Annotated in this window: 19 protein-coding genes and 2 pseudogenes; 9 read left to right on the top strand and 12 right to left on the bottom strand. The window is 71.9% G+C overall.

Translation table 11 applies throughout. From position 1 onward, the window contains the following. Positions 1 to 1,428: a UDP-glucose dehydrogenase family protein gene (locus ACQEV2_RS02415; RefSeq protein ID WP_433035979.1), complete on the top strand. Its 1,428-nt coding sequence runs from the start codon at positions 1 to 3 to the stop codon at positions 1,426 to 1,428. On the opposite strand, the gene ACQEV2_RS02410 is transcribed toward ACQEV2_RS02415, so the two are convergent. Further along, positions 1,362 to 2,996 (bottom strand): right-handed parallel beta-helix repeat-containing protein, encoded by a 1,635-nt coding sequence (locus tag ACQEV2_RS02410; RefSeq protein WP_433035976.1) that lies wholly within the window; start codon positions 2,994 to 2,996, stop codon positions 1,362 to 1,364. The genes ACQEV2_RS02415 and ACQEV2_RS02410 overlap by 67 nt on opposite strands. Before the next feature lie 315 nt (positions 2,997 to 3,311). On the opposite strand from ACQEV2_RS02410, the gene ACQEV2_RS02405 reads away from it, so the two are divergent. From ACQEV2_RS02405 to ACQEV2_RS02395, 3 genes are all read left to right on the top strand, one after another. Continuing rightward, positions 3,312 to 4,241: a glutaminase gene (locus ACQEV2_RS02405; RefSeq protein ID WP_433035973.1), complete on the top strand. Its 930-nt coding sequence runs from the start codon at positions 3,312 to 3,314 to the stop codon at positions 4,239 to 4,241. Positions 4,242 to 4,433: 192 nt separating this feature from the next. Then, positions 4,434 to 5,828 carry a polyprenol phosphomannose-dependent alpha 1,6 mannosyltransferase MptB gene (gene mptB, locus ACQEV2_RS02400; protein ID WP_433035970.1) on the top strand — a complete coding sequence of 465 codons (1,395 nt, stop codon included), beginning with the start codon at positions 4,434 to 4,436 and terminating at the stop codon, positions 5,826 to 5,828. Then, positions 5,825 to 7,189 carry a glycosyltransferase family 87 protein gene (locus tag ACQEV2_RS02395; protein ID WP_433035967.1) on the top strand — a complete coding sequence of 455 codons (1,365 nt, stop codon included), beginning with the start codon at positions 5,825 to 5,827 and terminating at the stop codon, positions 7,187 to 7,189. The genes mptB and ACQEV2_RS02395 overlap by 4 nt, the downstream gene beginning before the upstream one ends. An 83-nt stretch (positions 7,190 to 7,272) precedes the next feature. Here the strand turns inward: ACQEV2_RS02395 and ACQEV2_RS02390 are convergent. From ACQEV2_RS02390 to ACQEV2_RS02380, 3 genes and pseudogenes are all read right to left on the bottom strand, one after another. Continuing rightward, positions 7,273 to 8,106, bottom strand: a pseudogene (locus ACQEV2_RS02390) (D-alanyl-D-alanine carboxypeptidase family protein); the annotation flags it as partial. 120 nt (positions 8,107 to 8,226) lie between these two features. After that, positions 8,227 to 9,504: pseudogene (rho, locus tag ACQEV2_RS02385) on the bottom strand (transcription termination factor Rho). A 498-nt stretch (positions 9,505 to 10,002) separates the two neighbouring features. Further along, entirely contained in the window at positions 10,003 to 10,401 is a 399-nt protein-coding gene (locus ACQEV2_RS02380; RefSeq protein ID WP_433035964.1) for a nuclear transport factor 2 family protein, read from the bottom strand. Between the two features lie 70 nt (positions 10,402 to 10,471). Here ACQEV2_RS02380 and ACQEV2_RS02375 point away from each other — a divergent pair, with 70 nt between their 5' ends. Then, the gene (locus ACQEV2_RS02375) at positions 10,472 to 11,029 is read left to right on the top strand and encodes a PadR family transcriptional regulator (RefSeq protein ID WP_433035961.1); all 558 of its coding nucleotides are present in this window, start codon (positions 10,472 to 10,474) and stop codon (positions 11,027 to 11,029) included. A gap of 5 nt (positions 11,030 to 11,034) precedes the next feature. Continuing rightward, positions 11,035 to 11,763, top strand: a complete 729-nt coding sequence (locus ACQEV2_RS02370; RefSeq protein WP_433035958.1) for a class I SAM-dependent methyltransferase — start codon at positions 11,035 to 11,037, stop codon at positions 11,761 to 11,763. A 271-nt stretch (positions 11,764 to 12,034) separates the two neighbouring features. Here the strand turns inward: ACQEV2_RS02370 and ACQEV2_RS02365 are convergent, their stop codons facing one another. The 4 genes from ACQEV2_RS02365 to ACQEV2_RS02350 all read right to left on the bottom strand — a co-directional run bounded on the left by ACQEV2_RS02365 (position 12,035) and on the right by ACQEV2_RS02350 (position 15,568). Further along, positions 12,035 to 12,778 carry a GntR family transcriptional regulator gene (locus ACQEV2_RS02365; RefSeq protein ID WP_433035955.1) on the bottom strand — a complete coding sequence of 248 codons (744 nt, stop codon included), beginning with the start codon at positions 12,776 to 12,778 and terminating at the stop codon, positions 12,035 to 12,037. 130 nt (positions 12,779 to 12,908) lie between these two features. Next, positions 12,909 to 14,075, bottom strand: coding sequence for a serine hydrolase domain-containing protein (locus tag ACQEV2_RS02360; protein ID WP_433035952.1), 1,167 nt, complete (start codon positions 14,073 to 14,075; stop codon positions 12,909 to 12,911). 109 nt (positions 14,076 to 14,184) lie between these two features. Then, positions 14,185 to 14,589, bottom strand: coding sequence for a nuclear transport factor 2 family protein (locus tag ACQEV2_RS02355; protein WP_433035949.1), 405 nt, complete (start codon positions 14,587 to 14,589; stop codon positions 14,185 to 14,187). 10 nt (positions 14,590 to 14,599) lie between these two features. Beyond that, positions 14,600 to 15,568: an acetylxylan esterase gene (locus ACQEV2_RS02350; protein WP_433035946.1), complete on the bottom strand. Its 969-nt coding sequence runs from the start codon at positions 15,566 to 15,568 to the stop codon at positions 14,600 to 14,602. A gap of 258 nt (positions 15,569 to 15,826) precedes the next feature. Between ACQEV2_RS02350 and galE the strand changes: the two genes are divergently transcribed. Continuing rightward, positions 15,827 to 16,864 carry a UDP-glucose 4-epimerase GalE gene (gene galE / locus ACQEV2_RS02345; RefSeq protein WP_433054143.1) on the top strand — a complete coding sequence of 346 codons (1,038 nt, stop codon included), beginning with the start codon at positions 15,827 to 15,829 and terminating at the stop codon, positions 16,862 to 16,864. On the opposite strand, the gene ACQEV2_RS02340 is transcribed toward galE, so the two are convergent. Next, positions 16,812 to 18,665, bottom strand: coding sequence for a glycoside hydrolase family 15 protein (locus ACQEV2_RS02340; protein ID WP_433035943.1), 1,854 nt, complete (start codon positions 18,663 to 18,665; stop codon positions 16,812 to 16,814). The two genes, galE and ACQEV2_RS02340, sit on opposite strands and share 53 nt — an antisense overlap. A 157-nt stretch (positions 18,666 to 18,822) precedes the next feature. Here ACQEV2_RS02340 and ACQEV2_RS02335 point away from each other — a divergent pair, with 157 nt between their 5' ends. Beyond that, the gene (locus tag ACQEV2_RS02335; protein WP_433035940.1) at positions 18,823 to 19,569 is read left to right on the top strand and encodes a TetR/AcrR family transcriptional regulator; all 747 of its coding nucleotides are present in this window, start codon (positions 18,823 to 18,825) and stop codon (positions 19,567 to 19,569) included. Between the two features lie 32 nt (positions 19,570 to 19,601). On the opposite strand, the gene ACQEV2_RS02330 is transcribed toward ACQEV2_RS02335, so the two are convergent. The 3 genes from ACQEV2_RS02330 to ACQEV2_RS02320 all read right to left on the bottom strand — a co-directional run bounded on the left by ACQEV2_RS02330 (position 19,602) and on the right by ACQEV2_RS02320 (position 21,759). Further along, on the bottom strand, positions 19,602 to 20,186 hold the full coding sequence (locus ACQEV2_RS02330) for an Rv1733c family protein (RefSeq protein WP_433035937.1): 585 nt from the start codon (positions 20,184 to 20,186) through the stop codon (positions 19,602 to 19,604). Between the two features lie 174 nt (positions 20,187 to 20,360). After that, the gene (locus ACQEV2_RS02325) at positions 20,361 to 21,143 is read right to left on the bottom strand and encodes a ferredoxin reductase (protein WP_433054140.1); all 783 of its coding nucleotides are present in this window, start codon (positions 21,141 to 21,143) and stop codon (positions 20,361 to 20,363) included. Positions 21,144 to 21,153: 10 nt separating this feature from the next. Beyond that, entirely contained in the window at positions 21,154 to 21,759 is a 606-nt protein-coding gene (locus ACQEV2_RS02320; RefSeq protein WP_433035934.1) for a sulfite oxidase-like oxidoreductase, read from the bottom strand. Between the two features lie 272 nt (positions 21,760 to 22,031). Between ACQEV2_RS02320 and ACQEV2_RS02315 the strand changes: the two genes are divergently transcribed. Then, a complete protein-coding gene (locus tag ACQEV2_RS02315; protein ID WP_433035931.1) occupies positions 22,032 to 22,850 on the top strand; it encodes a putative protein N(5)-glutamine methyltransferase in 819 nt (272 codons plus the stop codon). Positions 22,851 to 22,863 lie beyond the last annotated feature (13 nt).

Here is a 22,863-nt window from a genome sequence, read left to right as displayed (position 1 = left end):
ATGCGGTTGACCGTCATCGGTACGGGCTACCTAGGAGCCGTGCACGCCGCGTGCATGGCGGACATCGGCCACGACGTCCTCGGCGTCGACACCGACACCACGAAGATCGCGGCGCTGGCGCAGGGACAGGCCCCGTTCTTCGAACCCGGCCTGCCGGAGGTCCTCACCCGGAACAACCGCGGCGGCCGGCTCCGTTTCACCACGTCGCTCCAGGAGGCGGCCGACTTCGCCGACGTCCACTTCGTGTGCGTCGGCACCCCGCAGCGCGCCGACTCCCTCGCCGCCGACCTGACGCACGTCGAGGCGGTGGTCGACGCCCTGGCCGGCCTGCTCACCCGGGACAGCCTTCTCGTCGGGAAGTCGACCGTCCCGGTCGGCACCACTCGCGCCCTCGCCCGCAGGCTGGCCGTCCGCCTGCGCCCCGGCGTGAAGGCCGAGATCGCGTGGAACCCGGAGTTCCTCCGCGAGGGTTTCGCCGTCCAGGACACCTTCAGACCCGACCGGCTCGTCGTCGGCGTCACCTCACCCGAGGCCGACCGGGTGCTGCGCGAGGTCTACGCGCCGATCCTCGCGGCGGGCACCGCCTACGTCAGCACCGACCCCGCCACCGCGGAACTGGTCAAGGTCGCCGCCAACTCCTTCCTGGCCACAAAGATCTCCTTCATCAACGCCATGGCCGAGGTCTGCGACGCCACCGGCGCCGATGTGGTCACCCTGGCCGACGCCATGGGCCATGACGCACGGATCGGCCGCAGGTTCCTCTCCGCCGGCCTGGGCTTCGGGGGCGGCTGCCTGCCCAAGGACATCCGCGCCTTCCTCGCCCGCGCGGAGGAACTGAAGGTGGGGGAGGCGGTGTCCTTCCTGCGCCAGATCGACGAGATCAACCACCGCCAGCGCCGGCGGACCGTCGACGCCGCCTGTCAGCTCCTCGGCGGAACGTTCGACGGGCAGCGGGTCGCCGTACTCGGAGCCACCTTCAAACCGGACAGCGACGACGTGCGCGACTCGCCCGCCCTCGCCGTGGCCGCCGAGATCGCCGACCGCGGCGCCGATGTCGTCGTCCACGACCCCAAGGGTCTCGACAACGCCCGCGCCGTGCTGCCCGGGCCCGCCTACTGCGCCGACGCGACCGAGGCATGCCGGGACGCCGACGTCGTCCTGCACCTGACCGAGTGGAGCCACTACCGGGACCTCGATCCGGCAGCGCTCGCGGACGTGGTCCGGGCACCTCGGATCCTCGACGCCCGCAACGCCCTGGACCCGGCGCTGTGGCGGGCGGCCGGCTGGCACCTGCGTGCACTCGGCCGCCCCGCCTCCGTACCGCAGCCCGGCACGAGCGACGCCCGGCGGGTGACGATCCCTCAGCGCGGCGCTCCCGAGTCGGCCGCCCCCGCCGCCGGCAGCCCGCTCAGCCGCGCCCCGAAGTAGTCCACCGGCCCCGGGTCGACGCCCGCGGCCCGCAGATCGACGGAGGCATCGGACGACGCGCCGGCGCACCGGGCCACCAGTGCGCCGCGCGTGGGGCCGCCGCCGGACACCGACGGTGCGCCGGCGGGCAGGGGGGCCGGGGTGAGACAGGGGTCGGAGGTGGTCCCCGTGGCCCGGGTCCCGAACATCTCCTGCCCCGCGTCTCGGCGCCAGGCGGCCAGATCGGTGTAGGAGCGCCCGCCCCACACCAGGGACCAACCGGCCGTGCCGTGGTAGGCGTTGCCCTGCAGACGCACGGCCGTGGAGTCGAGGTATCCCTGGGCGTCGACCAGGGGGGAGCCCTTCGTGACGAACAGGTTGTTGCGCACGGTGACCCCGCCCAGGCTGGGTTGCAGCCGTAGCGCGGGCGCGCGCACCGGGCCGTTCGCGGTGATCAGCACCGTGTTCCGGTAGATGGCGAGGTCGGTGACCCGCGAGCCGAACGTCACGATGCCGCCGTAGTCCTGGAGTTTGCGGCTGTCGTTGTGGCTGATGTTGAAACGGATCGTGTTCGCGGTGTGGGCGGCGTTCGGCGAGGCGGAGTAGGCGAGGAAACCGGCCCCGTCGTTCTCGTACGACAGGTTGTACTGCATCACCGAGTGCGACACGTTGTTGTCCAGGCCGAACCCGCCGCCGTCCACCGTGGACCCGGTGTGGTTGCGGTAGGAGACGTTGCGCTGGAACGTCACCCGGGTCGCGTCGTACGCCCAGATCCCCTCGGGGCCCTCGACGGCCCTCGGCGCGGAGTACTGCCCGTTGCTGTGGGCCACCGACCGCTCCACCGTGGCGCGGCGGACGCTGCCGAGGACGATGCCGCTTCCGGTGTTGCGGGAGGACGCCGTGGGATCACCCACGTTCTCGTACGCCCTGACCTTCCGCACAGTCACCGACTCATGGGCGTACACAGGCGTGTCGGCGTCGAAGGACGGGCCGTCGGTCACCAGGCCCGCGTCCTGGTTGGTGTGCAGGGCGCAGTCGTTGATCACCACGTCCCGGAAGCCCGACGCCGAGGCGCTGCCGTGCAGCCGGATGCCGTTGCGGAAGCCCGACACGTCGACGCCCGAGACCCGTACGTAGGGCAGCTTGCGGCCGTCCCGGAGATCGCTGACGAACGCGATTCCGTCCTCCGTGCGGTAGGAGGCGCCATCGCCGACGAGGACCAGGTCGCGCACGGTGACGCCGCCGGTGTTGTGCACCTCGATGCCGCGCGAGCCGGCCGCCACGATCGTCGCGCGGCCCTTGCCGTACGAGTCGATCACCACGGGCTTGCGGGGGTCGCCGGCGTCCCCGTCCCCGATGCTCAGTGTGCCGGTGAACCGGGCACCGCCCTTCAGACGCAGTTCGTCACCGGGTTTGAACCGTGTGGCGTCGGCGTGCTCGAGGGTCCGCCAAGCGGTCTGCGGGGTACGGCCGTTGTCGCTGTCGTCACCGTCGGGACTGACGTAGAAGGTCCGTCCGCCCCGCGCATTGTTCTTCAGGGGAACGTGCGGGGTGGGCATCTCGCACCCGGCCAGCAGTACCACCGTCACACACAGGCCCACCGCGGCATGGGACCGCAGCCGGGCAATCCGGCCGCTGGTCCTGATCGCCGGGGCCCGGCGGGAGGCTCGGGTGCATTCGTCTGGCTGGCGCAACGTCTCTCCTGTCCGCTGGGACGAACCGGGATCCGACTCGTGTGGGTCCATCGGCGTTCACCCTGCCGTCAGAGACGGCGAAGAGGCCGGTCAGCGCGCGGTGCAATGACCAACTCACCCCTGATTGGCCGTCGTCCGAAGCGCACGGGAAGTCCCCGGCCCACTCGTCGCCCGACTGTCCCGCACACGCCCCGTAGGGCGCGGTACGGCATGATGATGATCATGTCTTTGCAGTTTCAGCCCGTCCTCGAACGCATCCTGGACGAGGTCGAGCGCACACCGGGCCGGGGCCGGCCCGCCGACTACATCCCGGCGCTCGCGGCCCGCGACCCGCGCAGCTTCGGCATGGCCGTCGCCGAACTCGACGGCTCGGTGTACGGCGTGGGGGACTGGCGCGAACCGTTCTCCACGCAGTCCATCACCAAGGTCTTCACCCTCGCGCTCGACCTCGCCCGCGAGGCCGACGAACTCTGGGAGCACGTGGGCCGCGAGCCCTCCGGCAACCCCTTCAACTCCCTGATCCAGCTGGAGTACGAGAACGGCATCCCGCGCAACCCGTTCATCAACGCGGGCGCCCTCGTCGTCACCGACCGGCTCCAGACCCGTACCGGCGACGCGGCCGGCGAACTCCTCGCCTTCCTCCGCGCCGAGAGCGGCAACCCGACCGTGGACTTCGACCGGGACGTCGCCGCCTCCGAGTCCGCGCACGGCGACCGAAACGCCGCACTCGCCCACTTCATGGCGTCGTACGGCAACATCGACAACCCCGTGCCGGCCCTGCTCGACCAGTACTTCCGCCAGTGCTCCATCATGGCGTCCTGCGCCGACCTCGCCCTGGCCACCACCTTCCTGGCCCGCCACGGCGTTCGCGCCGACGGCACCCGCCTGCTCACCCTCAGCCAGGCCAAGCAGGTCAACGCGGTGATGCTGACCTGCGGGACGTATGACGCGGCGGGCGACTTCGCGTACCGGGTGGGACTGCCCGGCAAGAGCGGCGTGGGTGGCGGCATCATCGCGGTGGTACCCGGGCGGTGCACGTTGTGTGTCTGGAGTCCGGGTCTGGACGAGCGGGGCAATTCGGTGGCGGGGGTGGCCGCATTGGACCGCTTTACGACGCTGACCGGGTTGTCAGTGTTCTGACGGAACCAGTCGACGGGGGATGCGGTCTCGCCCTAGGGGCGCGGTCTGCACATCGCCGCACCAGGCAGACGGGTCGCAGCCTGCAACGCCCAGCACAATCGATCACCGGCCCGTCATACCCCGGCTTCCCCCCGGAGGGAACCCCTTCAACTAACGGCCACTCGGCGTTGACACCCTGACCGAGTGTTGGCCATGGCTTTCCCCGTCGATCTCCGCCGATGCCAGATACTCGGTCTGGCCGGCACCGCCATCCTCGCCCTGGGCGGTGAGACGGCCGGTGCGCTGCCGGTCCGGGAACTCCTGGCACCGTCCTCGGCACACGCAGCCCTGGGCCTGATCGGCGTGTACTTCGGCGTCGTCCTGCTGATAGCGGCCTGGCTGCTGCTCGGCCGGCTCGTGCGCAGCGCCGACCCGCCCACCCCGCGCGCCCTGCTGCTGGTGCTGGCGCTCTGGGCCACCCCGCTGCTGATCGCGCCGCCGCTGTTCAGCCGGGACGTGTACAGCTACCTGGCCCAAGGGGCCATGGTCGACGCCCACATCGACGTGTACGCGTACGGGCCCTCCCACCTCGGGGGCCCGCTCGCGGACGAGGTCGCCCCGCTGTGGCGGCACACGGCTGCCCCCTACGGCCCGGTGTTCCTCGGCGTCGCCTCCGGACTGTCCGGCCTGACCCGCGGCGAACTCCCTGCCGGGCTCCTCGGCATGCGCCTGATAGCGCTGCTCGGCGTGGCGCTGATGGCGGCCGCGCTGCCGCGCCTCGCCCGGCACAGCGGAGCCGACCCGGCCGCCGCGTTGTGGCTGGGCGCCCTCAATCCGCTCGTGCTGCTGCACCTGGTCGCGGGTGCCCACAACGACGCGATCATGCTCGGCCTGCTCGGCGCCGGGCTGGTCGCGGCGCTCGGCCGGTGGCCCATGGCCGGCGCCGTACTCGTCACGCTCGCCGCCCTGGTCAAGGCGCCCGCCGCGCTGGGTCTCGCCGCGGTCGTGCTGCTGCAGATGCGGGCCGGCCACCACCCGGCCAAGGCCGTGCTGACCACGGTGGCCGCGTCCGCCGCCACCACGGTCGCCGCAACGGCCGTCGCGGGCACGGGCTACGGCTGGATAGGCGCCCTGGACACCCCGGTCTCCCCGCAGAACTGGGCGCTCACCAGCCTGCTCGGCCGTGCCACCGCCTCGCTGCTGGAGGAGATCGGCAGCGATCTGGCGCCGCTGGCCGTCCCGGTGTGGCACGTCCTCGGCCTCGTCCTCACGGCGGTCCTCGTGATCCTCATATGGTGGCGCTGGCGCCCGCGCCCGGTGTACGCCCTCGGCCTGAGCCTGGCGGCCGTGGCCGCCTTCGGACCGGCGATCCGCCCCTGGTACGCCCTGTGGGGCCTGTTCCTCATCGCCGCCGCCGCGCCCAGCACCTCGGTACGGCACCGGGTGGCGGCCCTGACCGGAGTGCTCGCGCTCGCCGTCCTGCCCAGCGGCGGCCCCGCGGACGTCAGCCAGCTGGTGCTGGCCGTGTCCGGGGGCGCGCTCGCCGTGGTCGTCCTGTGGCAGGCGCATCTCGCGGCGCAGGCCCCCGCCTTGGAGCGCACCGCATGAGACTTCCGCGCACCGACCGCGCCCGGCTCGCCCTGGTGCTCGTTCTCGCCGCCGCCGTGACCGTCTTCACCGCGACCGTGCCGCTGCTGCGCGACTGGTTCGACCTGCGCGTCTACTACGGCACCGTCGACAGCTGGATCCACCACGGCGGCCGCATCTACGACTACCAAGTGCCCGGCACGACGTACGGCTTCACCTACCCGCCGTTCGCCGCCGTCGTCATGCTGCCCATGGCCCTGGTCGATCTGCACGTCGCGATCGCCGTGGCGCTGCTGCTCAACCTGGCGGCACTGGCCTTCGTGCTGCGCGTCCTGGCCGGACGGGACTGGCGGCGCCACGGCTGGTACGGCTGCGCGCTCGCCGCCTGCGCGCTGGCCCTGTTCGAACCGCTCAGGGACACGTTCAGCTTCGGCCAGGTGAACGTCCTGCTGCTGGCGCTGGTGCTCCTCGACTGCCGGCTGCTGGCCACGGGGCGGGAGCGCTGGGCGGGCGTGGGCATCGGCCTCGCGGCCGCCATCAAGCTGACGCCCGCCGCGTTCATCGGCCTGCTGCTGGTGGCCCGGCGATGGCGAACCGCCGCCGTGGCGACGGCCGTTGCCGCGGGAGGGACGGCGCTGGCCGCCTGGGTGGCCCCTGACGCCTCCCGCTTCTACTGGACGCACGCCATGTGGGACACCACCCGGGTGGGCCGCCTCGACTATGTCTCCAACCAGTCGCTGCAGGGCATCCTGGCCCGGCTGGGCGTGGCGGACCGCGCGGTGTGGGCGGCGGTGGTCCTGCTGGTCCTGGGCGTCTGGGTGGCGCGTACCCGGCGGGCGGCCGCGGCGGGGGACTGGACGGCGGCGTTCGCGCTCACCGGGCTGACCGCCTGTCTGGTCAGCCCGATCACCTGGGTTCACCACCTGGTGTGGCTGCTGCCGTCCTTCGCCGTCCTCGTCCGCGCCGGGCACGCACGGATCGCGGGCGCCCTGTACGCGGTGCTGTGCACCAGTGTGGTGTGGCTGTGGTTCGACGACACGTCCGGCGTGGACGGCTTCCTGGGCAGCAACACGTACACCTGGATCACCCTCGGCCTGCTGCTCCGCCTGCCGGTCGGTCAGTCCTCCTCCGACCGCTCGACGACCTTGCCGCGCAGCACCAGTGAGGTGGCACCGGCCCCCATGCCGGCGGCGCCCGCGATCGCCCAGGCCTCCGCCCAGCCCACCTCGGCCGCCCCGCCCTCCGGCGCCGCCTCCGCCGCCACGGGCCCGGTCGAGGGCCCCGGCCTCGGCTTGACCCGCAAGGCGTCGAGCGACCCCACCGGGTCGACCCGCCCGGCCGCGCCGAACCCCCAGTCGAGCAGCTCGCCGGCCTCCTCGTAGACGGCTGAGCCGCCCGCCCGAGGGTTCAGCACCGTGACGACGAGGGTGCGATCGCCCCGGCGGGCGGCGGCGACGAGGGTGTTGCCCGCCTTGCTGGTGTAGCCGTTCTTGATGCCGATCAGCCCCGGATACGGCTCCACGCCGTCCGCGCCGGTCAGCAACCGATTGGTGTTCCGGATCTCGTACGACCAGCCGTTCCTGCCGGGGAACCAGGCCTCGGCCGTGCCGCAGTACCGCGCGAAGTCCGCGTTGCGCAGCCCCGCCCGGCCGAACACCGCCAGGTCGTACGCCGACGAGACCTGGCCGGGTGTGTCGTAACCGTCCGGCGACACCACCTTGGTGTCGAGGGCGCCCAGCGCACGGGCCTTGTCCTGCATACGGGCGGCCGTGGCGCGCCAACCCCCGTTCAGGGCGGCCAGCACCCGCACGGCGTCGTTGCCGGAGCTGAGGAACACCCCGCGCCACAGATCGGCAACGCGGTACGTATGCCCCTCGGCGACCCCCACGAGACTGCTCCCGGGCCCGATCCCCGTCAGCTCCTCCTCGCGCACCCGGTGCCGGATGCCGACGGGCAGCACCGGCAGCAGGGTGAGGGCGAACAGCGTCTTCAAGGTGCTGGCGGGCGGCAGCTTCCGGTGCGCGTCGTGCGCGGCGAGCACCTCGCCGGTCCCCGCGTCGGCCACCAGCCACGACAGCGCGGAGACATGCGGCAGTCGGGGCGTACCGCCGGTCGGCCGCACATGGGTGCCGGGCCGGTACAGCAGCGTCGGCCGCGGAGTCTTCGCCCGGGATCCGCCCGTCGCATCGGGATCGTGCCCGCTGCGGGCGAACGCGGCGGCGGGCGCGAGCGTCAGCAGCCCGGCCGCGCAGAGCGCACAGGCGGCCGCAAGGGTCCGAGAGGGAAATCCGATAGTCATACCGTCAACGTAGGAACGCCTGCGGCGGACACCGCGCTGCCCGGGCCGAGACCGACCAGCGAGCACCCGGATGCCGCACCCGGGGCCGCAACGGGGCTGGGGAGGCCTCGGTCTTCTCGGTCACGCACCGTCGGTCGGCAGTGTCGGCTGGATCCGCCGCAGGAACGTCGCGTTGTCGGGCGTCTCGCGCATGCGGTCCAGGAGCGTCTCCAGGTTGGACTGGCCGTCCCGGGTCTGCAGGGCCCGGCGCAGGCCGCGTACGGCGGTCAACTCGGCCGGGGGCAGGAGGAGTTCCTCGCGGCGGGTGCCGGACGGGGTGATGTCGACGGCGGGGAAGACGCGGCGAGAGGCGAGGTCGCGGCTCAGGCGCAGCTCCATGTTGCCGGTGCTCTTGAGCTCCTCGAAGTAGAAGTCGTCGGCCCGGGAGCCGGTTTCGACCAGCGCGGTGGCGAGGATGGTGAGCGAGCCGCCCTCCTCCGCCAGACGTGCGGCGCCGAAGAACCGCTTGGGCCCGTGCAGCGCCGCGGCGTCCACGCCGCCGCTGAGGGTACGGCCACCGGACGCGGCCGCGTTGTTGTGCGCCCGGCACAGCCGGGTCAGGGAGTCGAGGAGGATCACGACGTCCTCGCCGGCCTCGACGTGCCGCTTGGCCCGCTCGATGACGAGCTCGGCCAGCGCGATGTGCTGCTTGGGCGCCTGGTCGAAGGTCGAGGCGTAGACCTCGCCCCGCACCGAGCGCCGCATGTCGGTGACCTCCTCCGGGCGCTCGTCGAGCAGGACGACCATGAGGCGGCACTCCGGGTGGTTGCCGGCTACGGCCGCCGCGATCTGCTGGAGCAGGACGGTCTTGCCGGTTTTGGGCGGGGCCACGATCAGGCCACGCTGCCCCTTGCCGAGCGGCGCGATCAGATCGGCGACCCGCCCGGTCAGGCCGGACGCCGGGTGCTCCAGGCGGATCCGCTCACGCGGGTGAAGCGGCGTCAGCTCGCCGAAGCGGCGGCGGTTCTTGTCGGGGGCGCGCCCGTTGACGCGGGCGACTTCGGTGAGGGCGCGCCGGTCGCCGAGTACGCCCTCGACGAGGTCGCCCTTGCGCAGGCCGTGCCGGCGGATCAGCGCGGCCGGAAGCTGGAGATCGGAAGGCGACGGCAGGCAGCTCATGGCGCGCAGGTGGCCCTTGCCGCCCGCGTCGATGTCGAGGACGCCGGTGACGGTCCGGGCGAGCTGCTGCTGGACAGGAGGGTTTTCGAGTGTAGGGGCGGTCATGGTGGTGGGTCCTTTCACGGACGGAAGACATGAGACATGCGGAAGGAAGGGGTGAGCCGCAGACAGTGGGAAGGCAGACAGAGCGCCTTCGGGCGGCGGGAACAGCACCTCGGGTAGGGCAGAGCCACCGGTCACGAGGTGATGAGGCGAAGCCGGTGCGTCGACCGGCGAACTGAAGGAGAACTGGCACCGGCGCCCACGACTGGGCGTACACAAGTGCTGACGGCACCGTACCACACGCCAACGTGCCCGGGCCTTCTTCTATTCCGGGCATCCGCCCGGAGGGAGGTGTCGATTCGGACCCGTCCCATCCGGCGGCTCGGTGGAAGTGCGGCTGGTCTGGGGCGTTCGCGAAACTGACCACACCGGAGATCGCCCGCGCCCTCCTCGTGCGGGAGGCGACCATGGCGATGGGAGTACTTCCCATGCCCGTTCAGAGCTATGGGGGAGCCTGGTGCGTGCCAAGCGGAAGATCCGCAACGCCGGACCGGCACCGTGGCCGTCGGCATGGCCTACGGCGGGGAGCAGGGCCTCGCCCTGGTCGCGGAGTTGAGGGACGAGGGCGAGGTGGGGGGACCGGCGACGGCTCGCGGTGTGTCGAGCCGGACGTTGACCGGTCGGCCGGTGCGGCCGTTACGCCAAGCGGGTCTCCGCCTCCTTCAGGATCTGGTCGAACTGCGCCCCCATGGCCTCAGCGAGGGCCTGGGCGCCGGACAGCGGCCGGACCATGACCATGAAGTCGTCGATCAGGCCGTCCTCGTTCACCCGCAGGAAGTCGCATCCGGTGATCTCCCGGTCGCCCACCCGCGCGGTGAAGACCAGCGCATGATCGCGGCCGCCCGGGTCGTTGATCTCGCGCAGATAGCGGAAGTCCTCGAAGACCCGCATGACACCGCGCAGGATGGCCGCCGTGATCGCCTTGCCGGCGTACGGCTTGAACACGACCGGGCTGGTGAAGACGACGTCCTCGGCCAGCAGGGCCTCCATGGCGTCGGGGTCGCCTGCCTCGACCGCCTCGCGGAACGCGCGCATCGGATCACCTCATAGTCAATTTGTTGAGTAGGTGTCGATGAGAATAATCACCTGCTGTTAACGTGTCCATATGTCCCTCAAGTACGCCGTCCTCGCCGCCCTCCTGGAGGACGAGGCCTCGGGCTACGAGCTGTCCAAGGTCTTCGACGTCTCGTTCGCCAACTTCTGGCCCGCGACCCCGCAGCAGCTCTACCGGGAGCTGGAGCGCCTCGCGCAGGACGGCCTCGTCGAGGCCCGGTTCGTGCAGCAGGAACGGCGGCCGAACAAGCGGATGTTCACGCTCACCGATGCCGGACGGGAGGACCTGCGCGCCTTCGCCGCCGAGCCGCCCCGGCGGCCGACCGCCATCCGCGACGAACTTCTGATCAAGCTGCAGGCCATGGAGGACCCCGAGGCCGCCCGCGCCCTGATCGAGGAGCGCATGACGTGGGCGCGCGGCAAACTCGACCGCTACCAACGCGTCCGCGGCCGACTTCTCGGCGGGCGGACCGAGGAGGAGTACCTGCGCGAGTCCGACCGCATCGGGCCGTACCTGACGCTGCTGGGCGGAATCTCCTTCGAGGAGGAGAACCTGCGCTGGTGCGAGCGCGTTCTCGCCGTCCTCAAGCAGCGCGTGGCTGCGGGGTGACGCGGATGTTCGGCCCCGAAGGCCCCACCTTGCGCGAACTCGCCGTCCAGGCACTGTCGTCGGTCGAGCGCGGATACGACCTGCTCGCCCCGAAGTTCGACCACACGCCGTTCCGCACGCCGGACTCGGTGCTCTCCGCCGTCACGGCGGCACTCGCACGGACGGGCCCGTACGACGACGGCCTCGACCTGTGCTGCGGGACGGGTGCGGGTGCGGAGGTGCTGGCCGAGGTGTGCCGGCGCAGCGTCACCGGCGTGGACTTCAGCGCAGGCATGCTCGACGTGGCCCGGCGGCGGGTGCCGGTGGGGCAGCCGCGTGTCGCCTGGGTGCGCGCGGACGCCCGTGCCCTGCCGTTCACCCCCGCCTTCGACCTCGTGGTGAGCTTCGGGGCGTTCGGCCACTTCCTGCCCCGTGAGCTGCCGGGGCTGTTCGCCCAGGTCCACTCCGTCCTGCGGCCCGGCGGATGCTTCGCCTTCCCCGTCGTGGCCCCGCCGCGTCCCACGTCCGTCGTCTACTGGATGCTGCTCGGCTTCGACGCGGTGATGCGGGTGCGCAACGCCGTGTGGCGGCCGCCGTTCGTCATGTACTACCGGGCCTTCCGGCTCGGCGAGGTACGGAGCGAACTGGCACGCGCCGGCTTCCGGGTGGAGCTGCAGGCCCTCCCGGAGTTCGGGCGGCGGCGCGACGGAAGCCCACGCGTGCGGATGGTGGTGGCGCGACGCCGCCTGGATTGAGAGAGTTGGATCTTCCAACTACTAACACCTGGGAGAGTTTGTTTTTCAAACTCACGAGGTTATGGTGGCTCAGTGATCCTGATAGTGCGTGGCATCTGGCCCCGGACGTACCCGGCCACCAGGGCTGCCGCCGCCTGGAGCTCCCCGAGGAACTCTCGCCGTTCGCCCGGCAGTTGGAGATCCGCCCTGCCACCGGGGACCTCCCGCTCGCAGGCGGCGACAGAGCCGAACTCACGGCCTGGATCCGCTTCGCGGACGGCCGTGTACGCGCTCAGACCGTCGCGGGCAGCGTGAACTCGTAGACCAAGGCGTCCTGTTGGACCTCGACGACCAGGTCAGTTACCTCCAGCGGGCGGGCGTACTGGTCGTGCACGCGCCGTGTGACCCGCACCGAGGGCGCGCCCGGGAGCCGGGTGATCGCGTCCCGATGGTGCAGGGTGAGGCCCGCCTTGCGCATCCAGTCGTAGGCGCGCCGCAGTTGGGCCGACCCGCTGCCGTCGGCGCGGTCGCGATAGCGGCCCAGCTCCGCCACCTCGGCCAGCGCCACCGCGGAGAAGGAGGTCACGGCCGTGCGCCGGCCGCGTCCGTCGGCGCCCGCGGACTCGTAGCGGTGCACCAGGGTCGGCCGGTGCGGGGCGAGCCCCAGGACCTTGGCGTGCTCCGGTGGGGGTGTCTCCCAAGTGACCGTGGCCCGGTCCGCGGCGCCCGGACTCGCGGCCCGGGCACCGACCGGGAAGGTGAGGGACGCCGGGGTCTCCACCGGCAGGCCGGGCAGCGTGGCATGGCTGCCCCGCCGGTCGGTGGCGACCAGACCGCTGCGGCGCAGCACCTCGAGCGCCTGCCGTACGGTCTCCCTGCTGACCCCGAAATGCTCCGCCAACTGCCGTTCCCCCGGCAGTCGTTCGCCGGGCGGAATGGTCCCGTCGCGCAGCTCGCCTAGCAGCTCGGTGGCGATCCTCCAGTACAGCGGCTGGTCTTCGGCGAGCGGGCGGTCGTGCGGGGTGGTGCGGGCCATGCCGCGCCTCCTGTTGGTGACGTGTCGTAGCCGTGCGGGCTCCTTGCGTCACCAGATCCAAGCATTGGTCTAAACCAACAGGGAAGAGCGGCCTGCCACTTCGGCCGAAACGGCCCGCATCGGCCGGCCCTCACAGAGCGCTGTACAGGGCGTCCACCAGTGCCATCTTCCGCGGGTCATCGGCGATATGAGGGCCCATCCGGTTCATCACATAGCCCAGCGACACCCCCGCCTCCGGGTCGGCCAGGCCGCAGGAGCCCCCGTAGCCGTCGTGTCCGAAAGCCCGCGGGTTGGGCCCGTACGAGCCGTTCGGTCCGCTCAGCCAGAGGCCCAGGCCGATCTCCGTCTCCCTGCCGAGCCCGGCGCCGAGCACCAGATCGAGGCAGCGGCCCTGTCCCTCGCGCACCCGCTCGGCCGCCTCGGGGGAGAGGACGCGATGGCCGTCCTGGGTCCCGCGGCCCGCGAAGATCCCGTACAGCGCGGCGACCGCCCGCGCCGTGCCGTGACCGTTCGCGGCGGGGATCTCGGCGGCCCGCCACTCCGGCGAGTTGGCCTCCACGGCACCCAGGACGGGGTTGGCCAGCGCGGCCAGCGCCGCGGGCGCCAACTGGCTGAAGACGGCGGCCTGTTCACTGGTCGTCGCCACCGGCGGCTGCACCAGCTCGGCCACTCGCCCGAAGTCCTTCTCCGGCAGCCCGATCGCGAAGTCGATCCCCAGCGGCCCGGTCACCTCCCGCTCCAGGAACGCCCCCGGCAGCAGCCCCGACACCCGCCGCACGACCTCCCCGACCAGGAAGCCGTACGTGAACGCGTGATACCCGGACCCCGTCCCCGGCGCCCACCACGGCTCCATCGCCGCGAGCCGCTGCGTCGTCAACTCCCAGTCGCAGAGCTGCTGAAGCGAGTGCGGCTCCCGCAGCCCGGACAGGCCGGCGCGGTGCGACAGCAGATGCCGTACGAGGATCTGCTCCTTGCCCGCGGCGGCGAACTCCGGCCAGTACAGGGCCACCGGCGCGTCGAGGTCGAGCAGTCCCCGGTCGGCGAGGATGTGCGCGCACAGCGCCGTCGGCCCCTTCGTCGTCGACCACACATTGACCAGCGTGTCGCGCTCCCAGAGGCGGCTGCGCGCCGCGTCGGCCCACCCGCCCCACAGATCCACCACCGTCCGGCCGTCGACGCGGACGGCGACCGCGGCGCCCAGCTCGCCGCGCTCCCGGAAGTTCGTCTCGAACGCGGTCCGCACCGCCGCGAACCGCGGATCGCAATGCCCGTGCACCTGCGTCTCGTGCTCCGCCATGGCCCACCCCTCGTCGTCCACCGGAAACCCGGGCCGCGACACTGCGACCCGGGCTCCGCTGAACGTACCGACTGGTCGGACTGGGCGGAAGGTGGCGGACCGGCCGAACTCAGACGAAGAACCGCATGCCTTCCGGCTCCCGGTGCCCCGCGACCGTGTCCCAGTAGTCACGGGTCTCGACGGCCAGCCCCGTCGCGTCGAAACGCACGAAGACGCAGCCGGCGAGCGTGGACGGCGCGCCGTCTTCCTCGGCGAGGATCCGGAACTCGGCCACGGCGACCCCACCCTGGCCGACGACCGGCCCGGAGAAGCGGACGTCGGTCACCCGCTCGCCGGCGAACGACCAGCGCAGATACTCGGCCAGCTCGGCGCGCCCCCGGTGCGGCTCGCGGAACGGCATCGAGCGGTGGACGCAGTCCTCGGCGTACAGCTCCAGCAACGCCTCCACGTCATGCTCGGCCCAGGCCCGTTCCCAGACCCGGACGAACCGCTCCGCGGCCTCACGCGTCTCCATACGGGCCCTGTCAGGCGTGCGAGCGCAGCCAGTCCAGCTTGGCCGCCTCGTGGAAGGGGCCGCCGCCCTCGTGGTCGTTGAAGTCGTACACCTCGATGGCCTTCTCGTCGTGGGCCCAGGCGTTGAAGGCCGCGAAGACGGTGGAGGGCGGGCAGGTCTGGTCCTCCAGGGCCGCCGAGAACAGGGCGGGTGCCCGGCCGCGGGACGCGAAGTGGACACCGTCGAAGTAGGACAGGGTGCGCAGGACGTCCTCGGTGCGGCCACGGTGGGTCTTGAGGTAGAGGCCGATCTCGCGGTACGGGTGGCGGTCCGTGATCGTCGCCGCCCGCGGGTAGTCGCACAGGAACGGCACGTCCGGCGCGATCGCCGTCAGGTCCGGCACCAGGCCGCCCACGGCGATCGTGATGCCGCCGCCCTGGCTCGAACCGAGCGCGACCGTGCGCGAGGCGTCGGTCAGGGGATGCGAGCGGGCGGCCTCCACGGCACGGACCGCGTCCGTGAAGACCCGGCGGTAGTAGTAGTGCTCGGGCGCGTCGATGCCGCGGGTCATGAACCCGGGGTAGGCCGGCGCGGCACCCACGGGGTCGGGCGTCCCGCCACCGGCGCCCCACGCGCTGCCCTGGCCGCGCGTGTCCATCATGAAGTGCGCCCGTCCCGTGGACGCCCACAGCAGGTTCTCGTGCGGCAGGCCGCGCCCGCCGCCGTAGCCGATGAACTCCACGATCAGCGGCAGTGGTTCCGTGGCCCCGGCGGGCAGCCGCAGCCAGCCCTTCACCGGGTGACCGCCGAACCCGGCGAACGTCACGTCGTAGACCTGCACCGTGGACAGCCCCGTGTCGACCGGTTCGAAGCGGGCGTCCAGATCGTGCTCGCGGGCCTCTCCGAGGGTCTTGGACCAGAACGCGTCGAAGTCCTCGGGCTCGACGGACTTGCTGCGGTACTCGCGCAGTTCGTCGAGCGGAAGGTCGAACAGGGCCATCTGGGACCGCCTTTGCGAAGAGTGAGTGCGGATGATCACACCGTACGCGGGTGATCGGAGGACCCGCCAGGCCGTAAAGGTCCACGGCGGCTCGGGAGCCCCTCTTGACGCCCGCGGATATTGGAGTCACAGTCGTATATGTACGTCGTAAACGTACGGCGTCGGGGTAGTCAGGAGTCTCGTGCCATGACGCCCAGCAAGCCGGTGCCGGAGAAACCTCCCGGCAACGGAACCGGGCCTCCTGGCCCGCCGTCGACGATCCTCGTCACCGGGGGTGCGGGGTTCATCGGCAGCCACCTCTGCGTCGAACTGCTCGATCACGGCTACGAGGTGATCGTCGTCGACGACTACTCCAACAGCACCCCGCAGGTCCTCCCGCGTGTGGAACGCATCGCCGGGCGCTTCGTGGGCGCCGTCTACGAGCTGGACATCCGCGACCGGCGGGCCCTGTCGGCCGTGTTCGACCGGCACGCGGTGGACGCCGTCGTGCACTGCGCCGGCTTGAAGGCCGTGGGGCCCTCGACGCGGATGCCCGTCGAGTACTACGACACGAACGTCGGAGGCCTGACCGCCCTGCTGCGGTCCATGCACGACCACGGAGTGCACCAGCTCGTCTACTCCTCCACCTGCTCGATCTACGGCGACGCCGGCCGCGGACCGCTCGACGAGGACACCCCCGCCCAGCCCACCAATCCGTACGCGGCCTCCAAGTGGCTGGGCGAGCAGATACTCGCCGACGTCTGCCTACGCCGCCACGAGTACGCGGTGCTGTGTCTGCGGTACTTCAACCCCGTCGGCGCGCACCCCAGCGGACTGCTCGGCGAGGACCCGGCCGGCGACCCCGACAATCTGATGCCCTATGTCGCGCAGGTGGCCATTGGCCGGCAGGAACGGCTCCGCGTGTTCGGCGGGGACTATCCCACGGGCGACGGCACCGCCGTCCGGGACTACCTGCATGTCATGGACGCGGTCGAGGCGCACCGCATCGCACTCGACCACTTCGCCGACGCCCCGGGCATGCGCGTGTACAACCTGGGGGTCGGCCGGGGCCGTTCGGTCCTGGAGGTGGTCGCCGCGTTCTCCGAGGCGAGCGGCCGGACGATCCCGTACGACATCGTGCCCCGCCGCCCCGGTGACGTGGCCGAACTGGTCGCCGACGCGAGCGCCGTGGCATTCGACTGGGGCTGGCGGCCCAGGCGGGACCTCGCCGACGTGTGCCGGGACGCCTGGCGGTTCCAGCAGGTCAACCCGCATGGTTACGCGGGCGCCGCGCGACGCCCGACCCAGAAGCACTGAGACCCGAGGCCCCGAGGCGGGCGGCGCTGAGACCGAACGCCGTCTCGACCAGGGCGATGTGGCTGAACGCCTTGGGTGCGTTGCCCAGTTGGCGCCCCGTTTCCGGATCCCACTGTTCCGAGAGCAGGCCGACGTCGTTGCGGATGGCCAGCACGCGCTCGAAGGCGTCCCGGGCCTGTTCCGCGTGGCCGGTCGCGGCGAGGGCGTCCGCGTACCAGAGGGAGCACGACACGAACGCGCCCTCCGAGCCGGGCACGCCGTCCGCCTGGTGCCCGCCATCACCGTCCGTGGCGTACCGCCGTACGAATCCCTCGTGATCGAGCCCCCGCATCGCGCGGACGGTGCCGCGCACTCGCTCGTCCCAGGCCGGCAGGAAGCCGAGCCGGGGCATCAGCAGCGCCGAGGCGTCCAGGGCCGGGGAGCCGTAGGACTGCACGAAGGTCCGCCGGCGCGCGTCCCAGCCCTCCCGGCACACCTGGCGGTGCACCTCGTCCCGCATGGCACGCCATTCGCCCGAGGAGCCGTTGCGGCCGAGCAGCTCGCCCATCTGCACCGCGCGGTCGGCGGCCACCCAGGCCATGACCTTGGAGTGGACGAACTGCCGTGCCGGCCCGCGCACCTGCCACAGCCCGTGGTCCGGGTCCCGCCAGTGGCGCTGCAGATAGCCCATCAACGCCTCCACCAGGCTCCACACATGGGCCGGCATGGGAATCCCGGCCCGCAGCGACAGGCAGAGGGCGTCCAGGACCTCGCCGTAGACGTCGAGCTGGAACTGGTTCATCGCGAAGTTGCCGAACCGGACGGGCCGCGAGCCCTCGTAGCCGGGCAGCCAGGGCGCCTCCGTCTCCGGCAGCAGTCGCTGACCGCCCACGCCGTAGACGGTCTGCAGATCGGCGGGGTTCCCGGCGATGGCCCGCACCAGCCAGTCCACCCAGGCCGCCGCTTCCTCCCGGTAGCCGCAGCGCAGCAGACAGGACAGGGCCAGAGTGGAGTCGCGCAGCCAGCAGTACCGGTAGTCCCAGTTGCGCTCCCCGCCGATGCAGCCGGGCAGCGATGTGGTCGGCGCGGCGACGATGCCGCCCGTAGGGGCGTACGTGAGTGCCTTCAGCGTGATCAGGGAGCGCACGACAGCGTCCCGCCACGGCCCCTCGTAGCGGCACTGGGTGCTCCAGCGCCGCCAGTAGTCACTGGTCTCCTTCAGGAGGGTCTCGGCCGGAAACGACAGCGGCGCGGGCGTCTCGGGCAGGTGGGAGGGCGACCACACCAGTGTCAGGGCCAGTCGCCGTCCGGCCGGGACGGTGAAGTCGTACACCGTGGAGTCCTCGCGGTCGAGTGCCCGCACGGGCCCGTCGGTGTCCAGCCAGACGGCGTCCGGGCCGGCGACCGCCACCGCGCACTGGTCGACGGCCCGGATCCAGGGCACGACCCGACCCTGGTGGAAGCGCAGCCGCAGCTCGCTGCGCATGGCTACGACGCCGGAGAGTCCCTCGATCACCCGGACAACACACGGCAGTTGGGCGCGGGGCGGCATGAAGTCGGTGACCCGCACGGTCCCCGTCGCGGTCTCCCACCATGTGCCCAGGACCAATGTCTCCGGCTGGTAGGCCCGCCGTGTGCACGACCCGCGGGTGACGGGGGAGACCCGCCAGAAGCCGTTGTCCTCCGTGCCCAGCAGCGAGGCCAGACACGCCGGCGAGTCGAAGCGGGGGAGGCACAGCCAGTCGACGGAACCGTCCTTGCCGACCATGGCGGCGGTCTCCAGGTCGCTGATGAGGGCATAGTCCTCAATGGGAGCACTCATGATCCGCAGGTTGTGTGCCTCGTATATTTACGTTGTAAACATCGTCTCCGGAAAGCGGCGCAGCGTCAAGGGGTGGAGCAAGGCGGGTATGTTTACGCCGTATATGCATGCTGTCGCCTCGGACGGGCCGCACGGTCGCGGGGCAAGGAGGCACGGAATGGCCGGTGGATCAGGAGACAGGCCCGCGCGTCGCGCCAGTGACCGCGGTCGCTACGGCAGGCTCAGCCGTGAGCGCGTGCTGGCCGCCGCCCTGGAACTGGTCGACCGGGAAGGCCTCTCCGCCCTGAGCATGCGCCGGCTGGGGGCCGAGCTCGGCGTCGAGGCGATGGCGCTCTATCGGTACGCGGCCGGCAAGGACTCCCTGCTGGACGGCCTTGTCGAGGCCCTGTACCTGGAACTGGAAGAGCGACTCGCCGGTGGCTCCGACGCGGGCGCACAGCCGCCCACCGACAGCGGGGCGTTCCCGTGGCGTGCCGAACTCCAACGGATCGCGCGTGCCCTGTACGACGTGTGCCTGGCCCACCCCCAGGTGGTGCCGCTGCTCTCGACCCGCATGATGGCCGTTCCGCTCGCCCGTCGGCCGCTCGCGGTCCTCCGGGATCACGAGCGGATCCTCCTCCTGCTCCGGAAGGCCGGGTTCGACGACGCAAGTGCCGCCGCCGTGTTCCGCGCCTACACCGCTTGGGTCCTCGGTTATGTGTCCGTGGAACTGAGGGCCATGGTGGACAACCCCGAGGAATCGGACCCCGCGTTCCGCCTGGGCCTGCACCGCATGCCGTCCCAGGAGCTGCCCGTGCTGCGTGAGACCGCCCCGGCCCTCGCCGAGTCCGGCGGACCGGAAGGCCTGTCCGCGGGACTCGACGCACTGCTCGGCCGCCTGGCACCGGCGGACCGGACTCCCTGACCGTCGTGGTCGGCAGCGCGGCCGGCCACAGGTCACGCCCGGCGGCCCGTCCACTCCGGCTCCGTCCGTGCCCACTCCTGTTCCCATTCCGCCAGGCGGCGACGCATCGCGGCATTACGTACGACGGTGTGGCCGAGGAGGACCAGGCCGCCCGCGCCGGCCGTGGCGCAGACGCCGATGGTCACGGTCTGGTGCCAGACCGCCATGCTGTCGGCAGGAGGGGCGACGCTCCGGCCCTGGGAGTCGAGCCACACGTCGACCATGTCGCCGGTCCGGGTCCCGGGCGGCACACGTGCCGTGGCCGTACGCGGCCCGTCCGCCGGCTCCGTCCACCGGACCGTCGCCTTGGCGGGCAGCTGCCGGCCGCCCTGCGCCGTCGGCAGCGGGGCGGAGCCCCTTCCGGTGACCTCTGCCCGGACGTGACGGCGCTCGGCGCGCTGCTCCCGCACCGTGCTCCGGGCGTCGTCGTGGGCCCACCAGGCCGCGACCACCCCGGCCAGCGGAGCGCCGACGAACAGCAGCGCGATCACGGCCACCACCGTCCACGCCTCGACCACATCCGACCGGCGCCGCAGCGGACTGCGCCGCCAGCGCCAGCCAAGCACCCGGCTTCGCATGCCGTCCAGGTACCCCGTACACGGCACGTCGTGCCTGACGATCTCCGCGGCATCGTCAACGACGGACCTGGACGGACGCACACCACGCGCCTCCCGCACGCCACGCGGCTTACGGATGCCACGTGGCTTCCGCATGCCCCGTGGCTCCCGCACGCCGTCGCGACCTGCCGCAGATCAGCCGAAGCGCTCGATCCGGATGCGGTCCACGGGCTGACCTGCCGCCACGAGCAGCCGCGAGGCATGCTCCGCGAATCCGTTGGAGCCGCACACATAGGCCTCCCACCCACCAGGAGGCTGCTCGGCCAGGAGGGGTTCCACATGTGCGGCGGCCATACGTCCCACCGGCACACCTTCCGGCGCGCTCCGCGTGAACACGGGCGTCGTCTCCGCGCCGTACTCCCGCGCGTAGATCAGCTCCTCGGGGCTGCGTGCCGACACCAGCAGCCGCAGCGGCACGTCCAGCCCCCGCGCCCGGTGGTGCCGCACCATCGACATCAGCGGTACGACCCCGGATCCGGCGCCGACCAGCAGCGCGGGCCGGTTCCCGGGCCAGGCGAAGAAGCCGCTGAGCGGGCCGCGGACCTCGACCGTGTCACCGGGCTCGGCGACCGTATGGAACCAGCCGGACACCTCACCGTCCTCGACGTGGTCGAGGGTCAGCTCGATGTGCCCGGAGTCGTCCGGCGCGGACGCGATCGAGTAGTGGCGCTGGGCCACATAGCCGTCCTCGGCGGTCAGCCGCAGCATCAGGTGCTGGCCGGGCAGATGGCCCGCCCAGGCGGGCACCGCGAGCCGGAAGGTCGCGGCGTACGGGGTCTCGCGGCGGATCTCGGTGATCGTGGCGGTCTGCCACGCCGCGGCGGTCCGATTGCCGACAGCGATCCGGCCGGGCACGGCGAAGCGGGTCGGGGGAGTGAAACCCGGAGTCGTCCCGGTCGTCCCGGTCGTTTCGGTCAGTGCGCTTGCCTCAGTCACCGGAGTACCGCTGCTCCTCCCAGGGGTTGCCGCGGGCGTGGTAGCCGTTCTGCTCCCAGAACCCCGGCTCGTCGTGGTCGAGGATCCTCAGGCCCGCGATCCACTTGGCGCTCTTCCAGAAGTACAGGTGCGGCACCAGCAGCCGTGCCGGGCCACCGTGCTCGGGAGCGAGCGGCTCACCGTCGTAGTCCCAGGCGATCCAGGCCCGCCCGCCGGTCAGGTCGGCGAGCGGCAGGTTCGTGGTGTATCCGGTGTGCGCATAGGCGACCGCATGTGTGGCGGACACATGGGGCCGGACCACATTGAGGAAGGCGTCCAGCGACACGCCCCCGAACCGCACGCCGAACTTCGACCAGCTCGTCACGCAGTGGATGTCGCCCTGGTACACCGACGCCGGCAGCTCATGCGCTTCCTCCCAGCTCCAGGTGCGCGGCTCCTCGACGAGACCGTCGATGCGGAAGGACCACTCGGCGGGCGTCAGCTCGGGCGTGACTTCGGCGGAGAGGACGGGCCAGTCGTCGCCCGCGTCGTACTGGCCGGGCGGCAGTGCGGCGTTCTGGACGCGTGGGCGTCCGGTGAAGCCTCGGGTGACGTTCATGCGGGAGATGCCTCCAGGCCGCCGTAGGCGACGGCCCGCGGGTCGAGCGTGATCAGTACCTGTTCATTCAACCGTACGTGGCCGGAAGCCCTAGTGATCGTTGGGGTAGGGTAGCCGTCCGGCCGGGACAGTCCCGGTGTCACGGAGCCCGGGAGGTGAGACCCATTACCGCTGTGTCAGGTCGGGTGCTCTCACCTCGCATCGGCGCGGACCACCGCCAGTAGGCGCGACCGCGGGAGCACCCTTCGGCTTCCGAAAGGCTCTCGGCCTCCATGCCCCCTCTGTCTTCTTCCTCGCCTTCGCCCTCTTCCCCCTCGCCGCTCTCACGCGACGCCGTCGTGATCGCACTGCGCACCGCCGGCTGTGTCTTCGCCGAGGACGAGGCCCGGTTGATCCTGGCCGCCGCCCGCACCCCGGACGAGCTGGCCGCCATGGTGGACCGCCGCGTCACCGGCCTGCCTCTCGAACTCGTCCTGGGCTGGGCCGAGTTCCGCGGGCTGCGCATCGCCGTGGAACCCGGCGTCTTCGTGCCCCGCCGCCGTACCGAGTTCCTGGTCGAACAGGCCCTCGCCCACTGTCCGGACGCGTCCGTCGTCGTGGACCTGTGCTGCGGCTCGGGCGCCGTCGGCGCGGCGCTGGCCGCCGCGCTCGGCCGGGTCGAGCTGCACGCCGCCGACATCGACCCGGTCGCGGTGCGCTGCGCCCGCCGTAATGTGGCGCCCTTCGACGGTCAGGTGCACACGGGCGACCTGTTCGAGGCACTGCCCGACAGCGTGCGCGGCCGCGTCGGCATCCTCGCCGCGAACGTGCCGTACGTACCCACCGGAGAAGTCGGCCTCCTGCCCGCGGAGGCACGCGACCACGAGCCGCGCGTCGCGCTGGACGGCGGTCCGGACGGGCTGGACATCCTGCGCCGGGTCGCCGCCGAGGCGCCCCGATGGCTGGCATCCGGCGGCTGTCTGCTGGTCGAGACGAGCGAACGCCAGGCGCCGACGGCCCTGGAGGCCTTCACCCGCAGTGGGCTGTCGGCGCGTCTGGTCGTCTCCGAGGAGCTGTACGCGAACGTCGTCGTCGGCCTCAACCAGCCTTGAAACCAGGCCTGAT

This window comes from Streptomyces sp. CA-251387, from assembly GCF_050936625.1.
Lineage (GTDB): Bacteria > Actinomycetota > Actinomycetes > Streptomycetales > Streptomycetaceae > Streptomyces.
The sequence above is the reverse complement of the archived record's forward strand: the minus strand, read 5'-3'. Positions and strand labels throughout refer to the sequence as shown.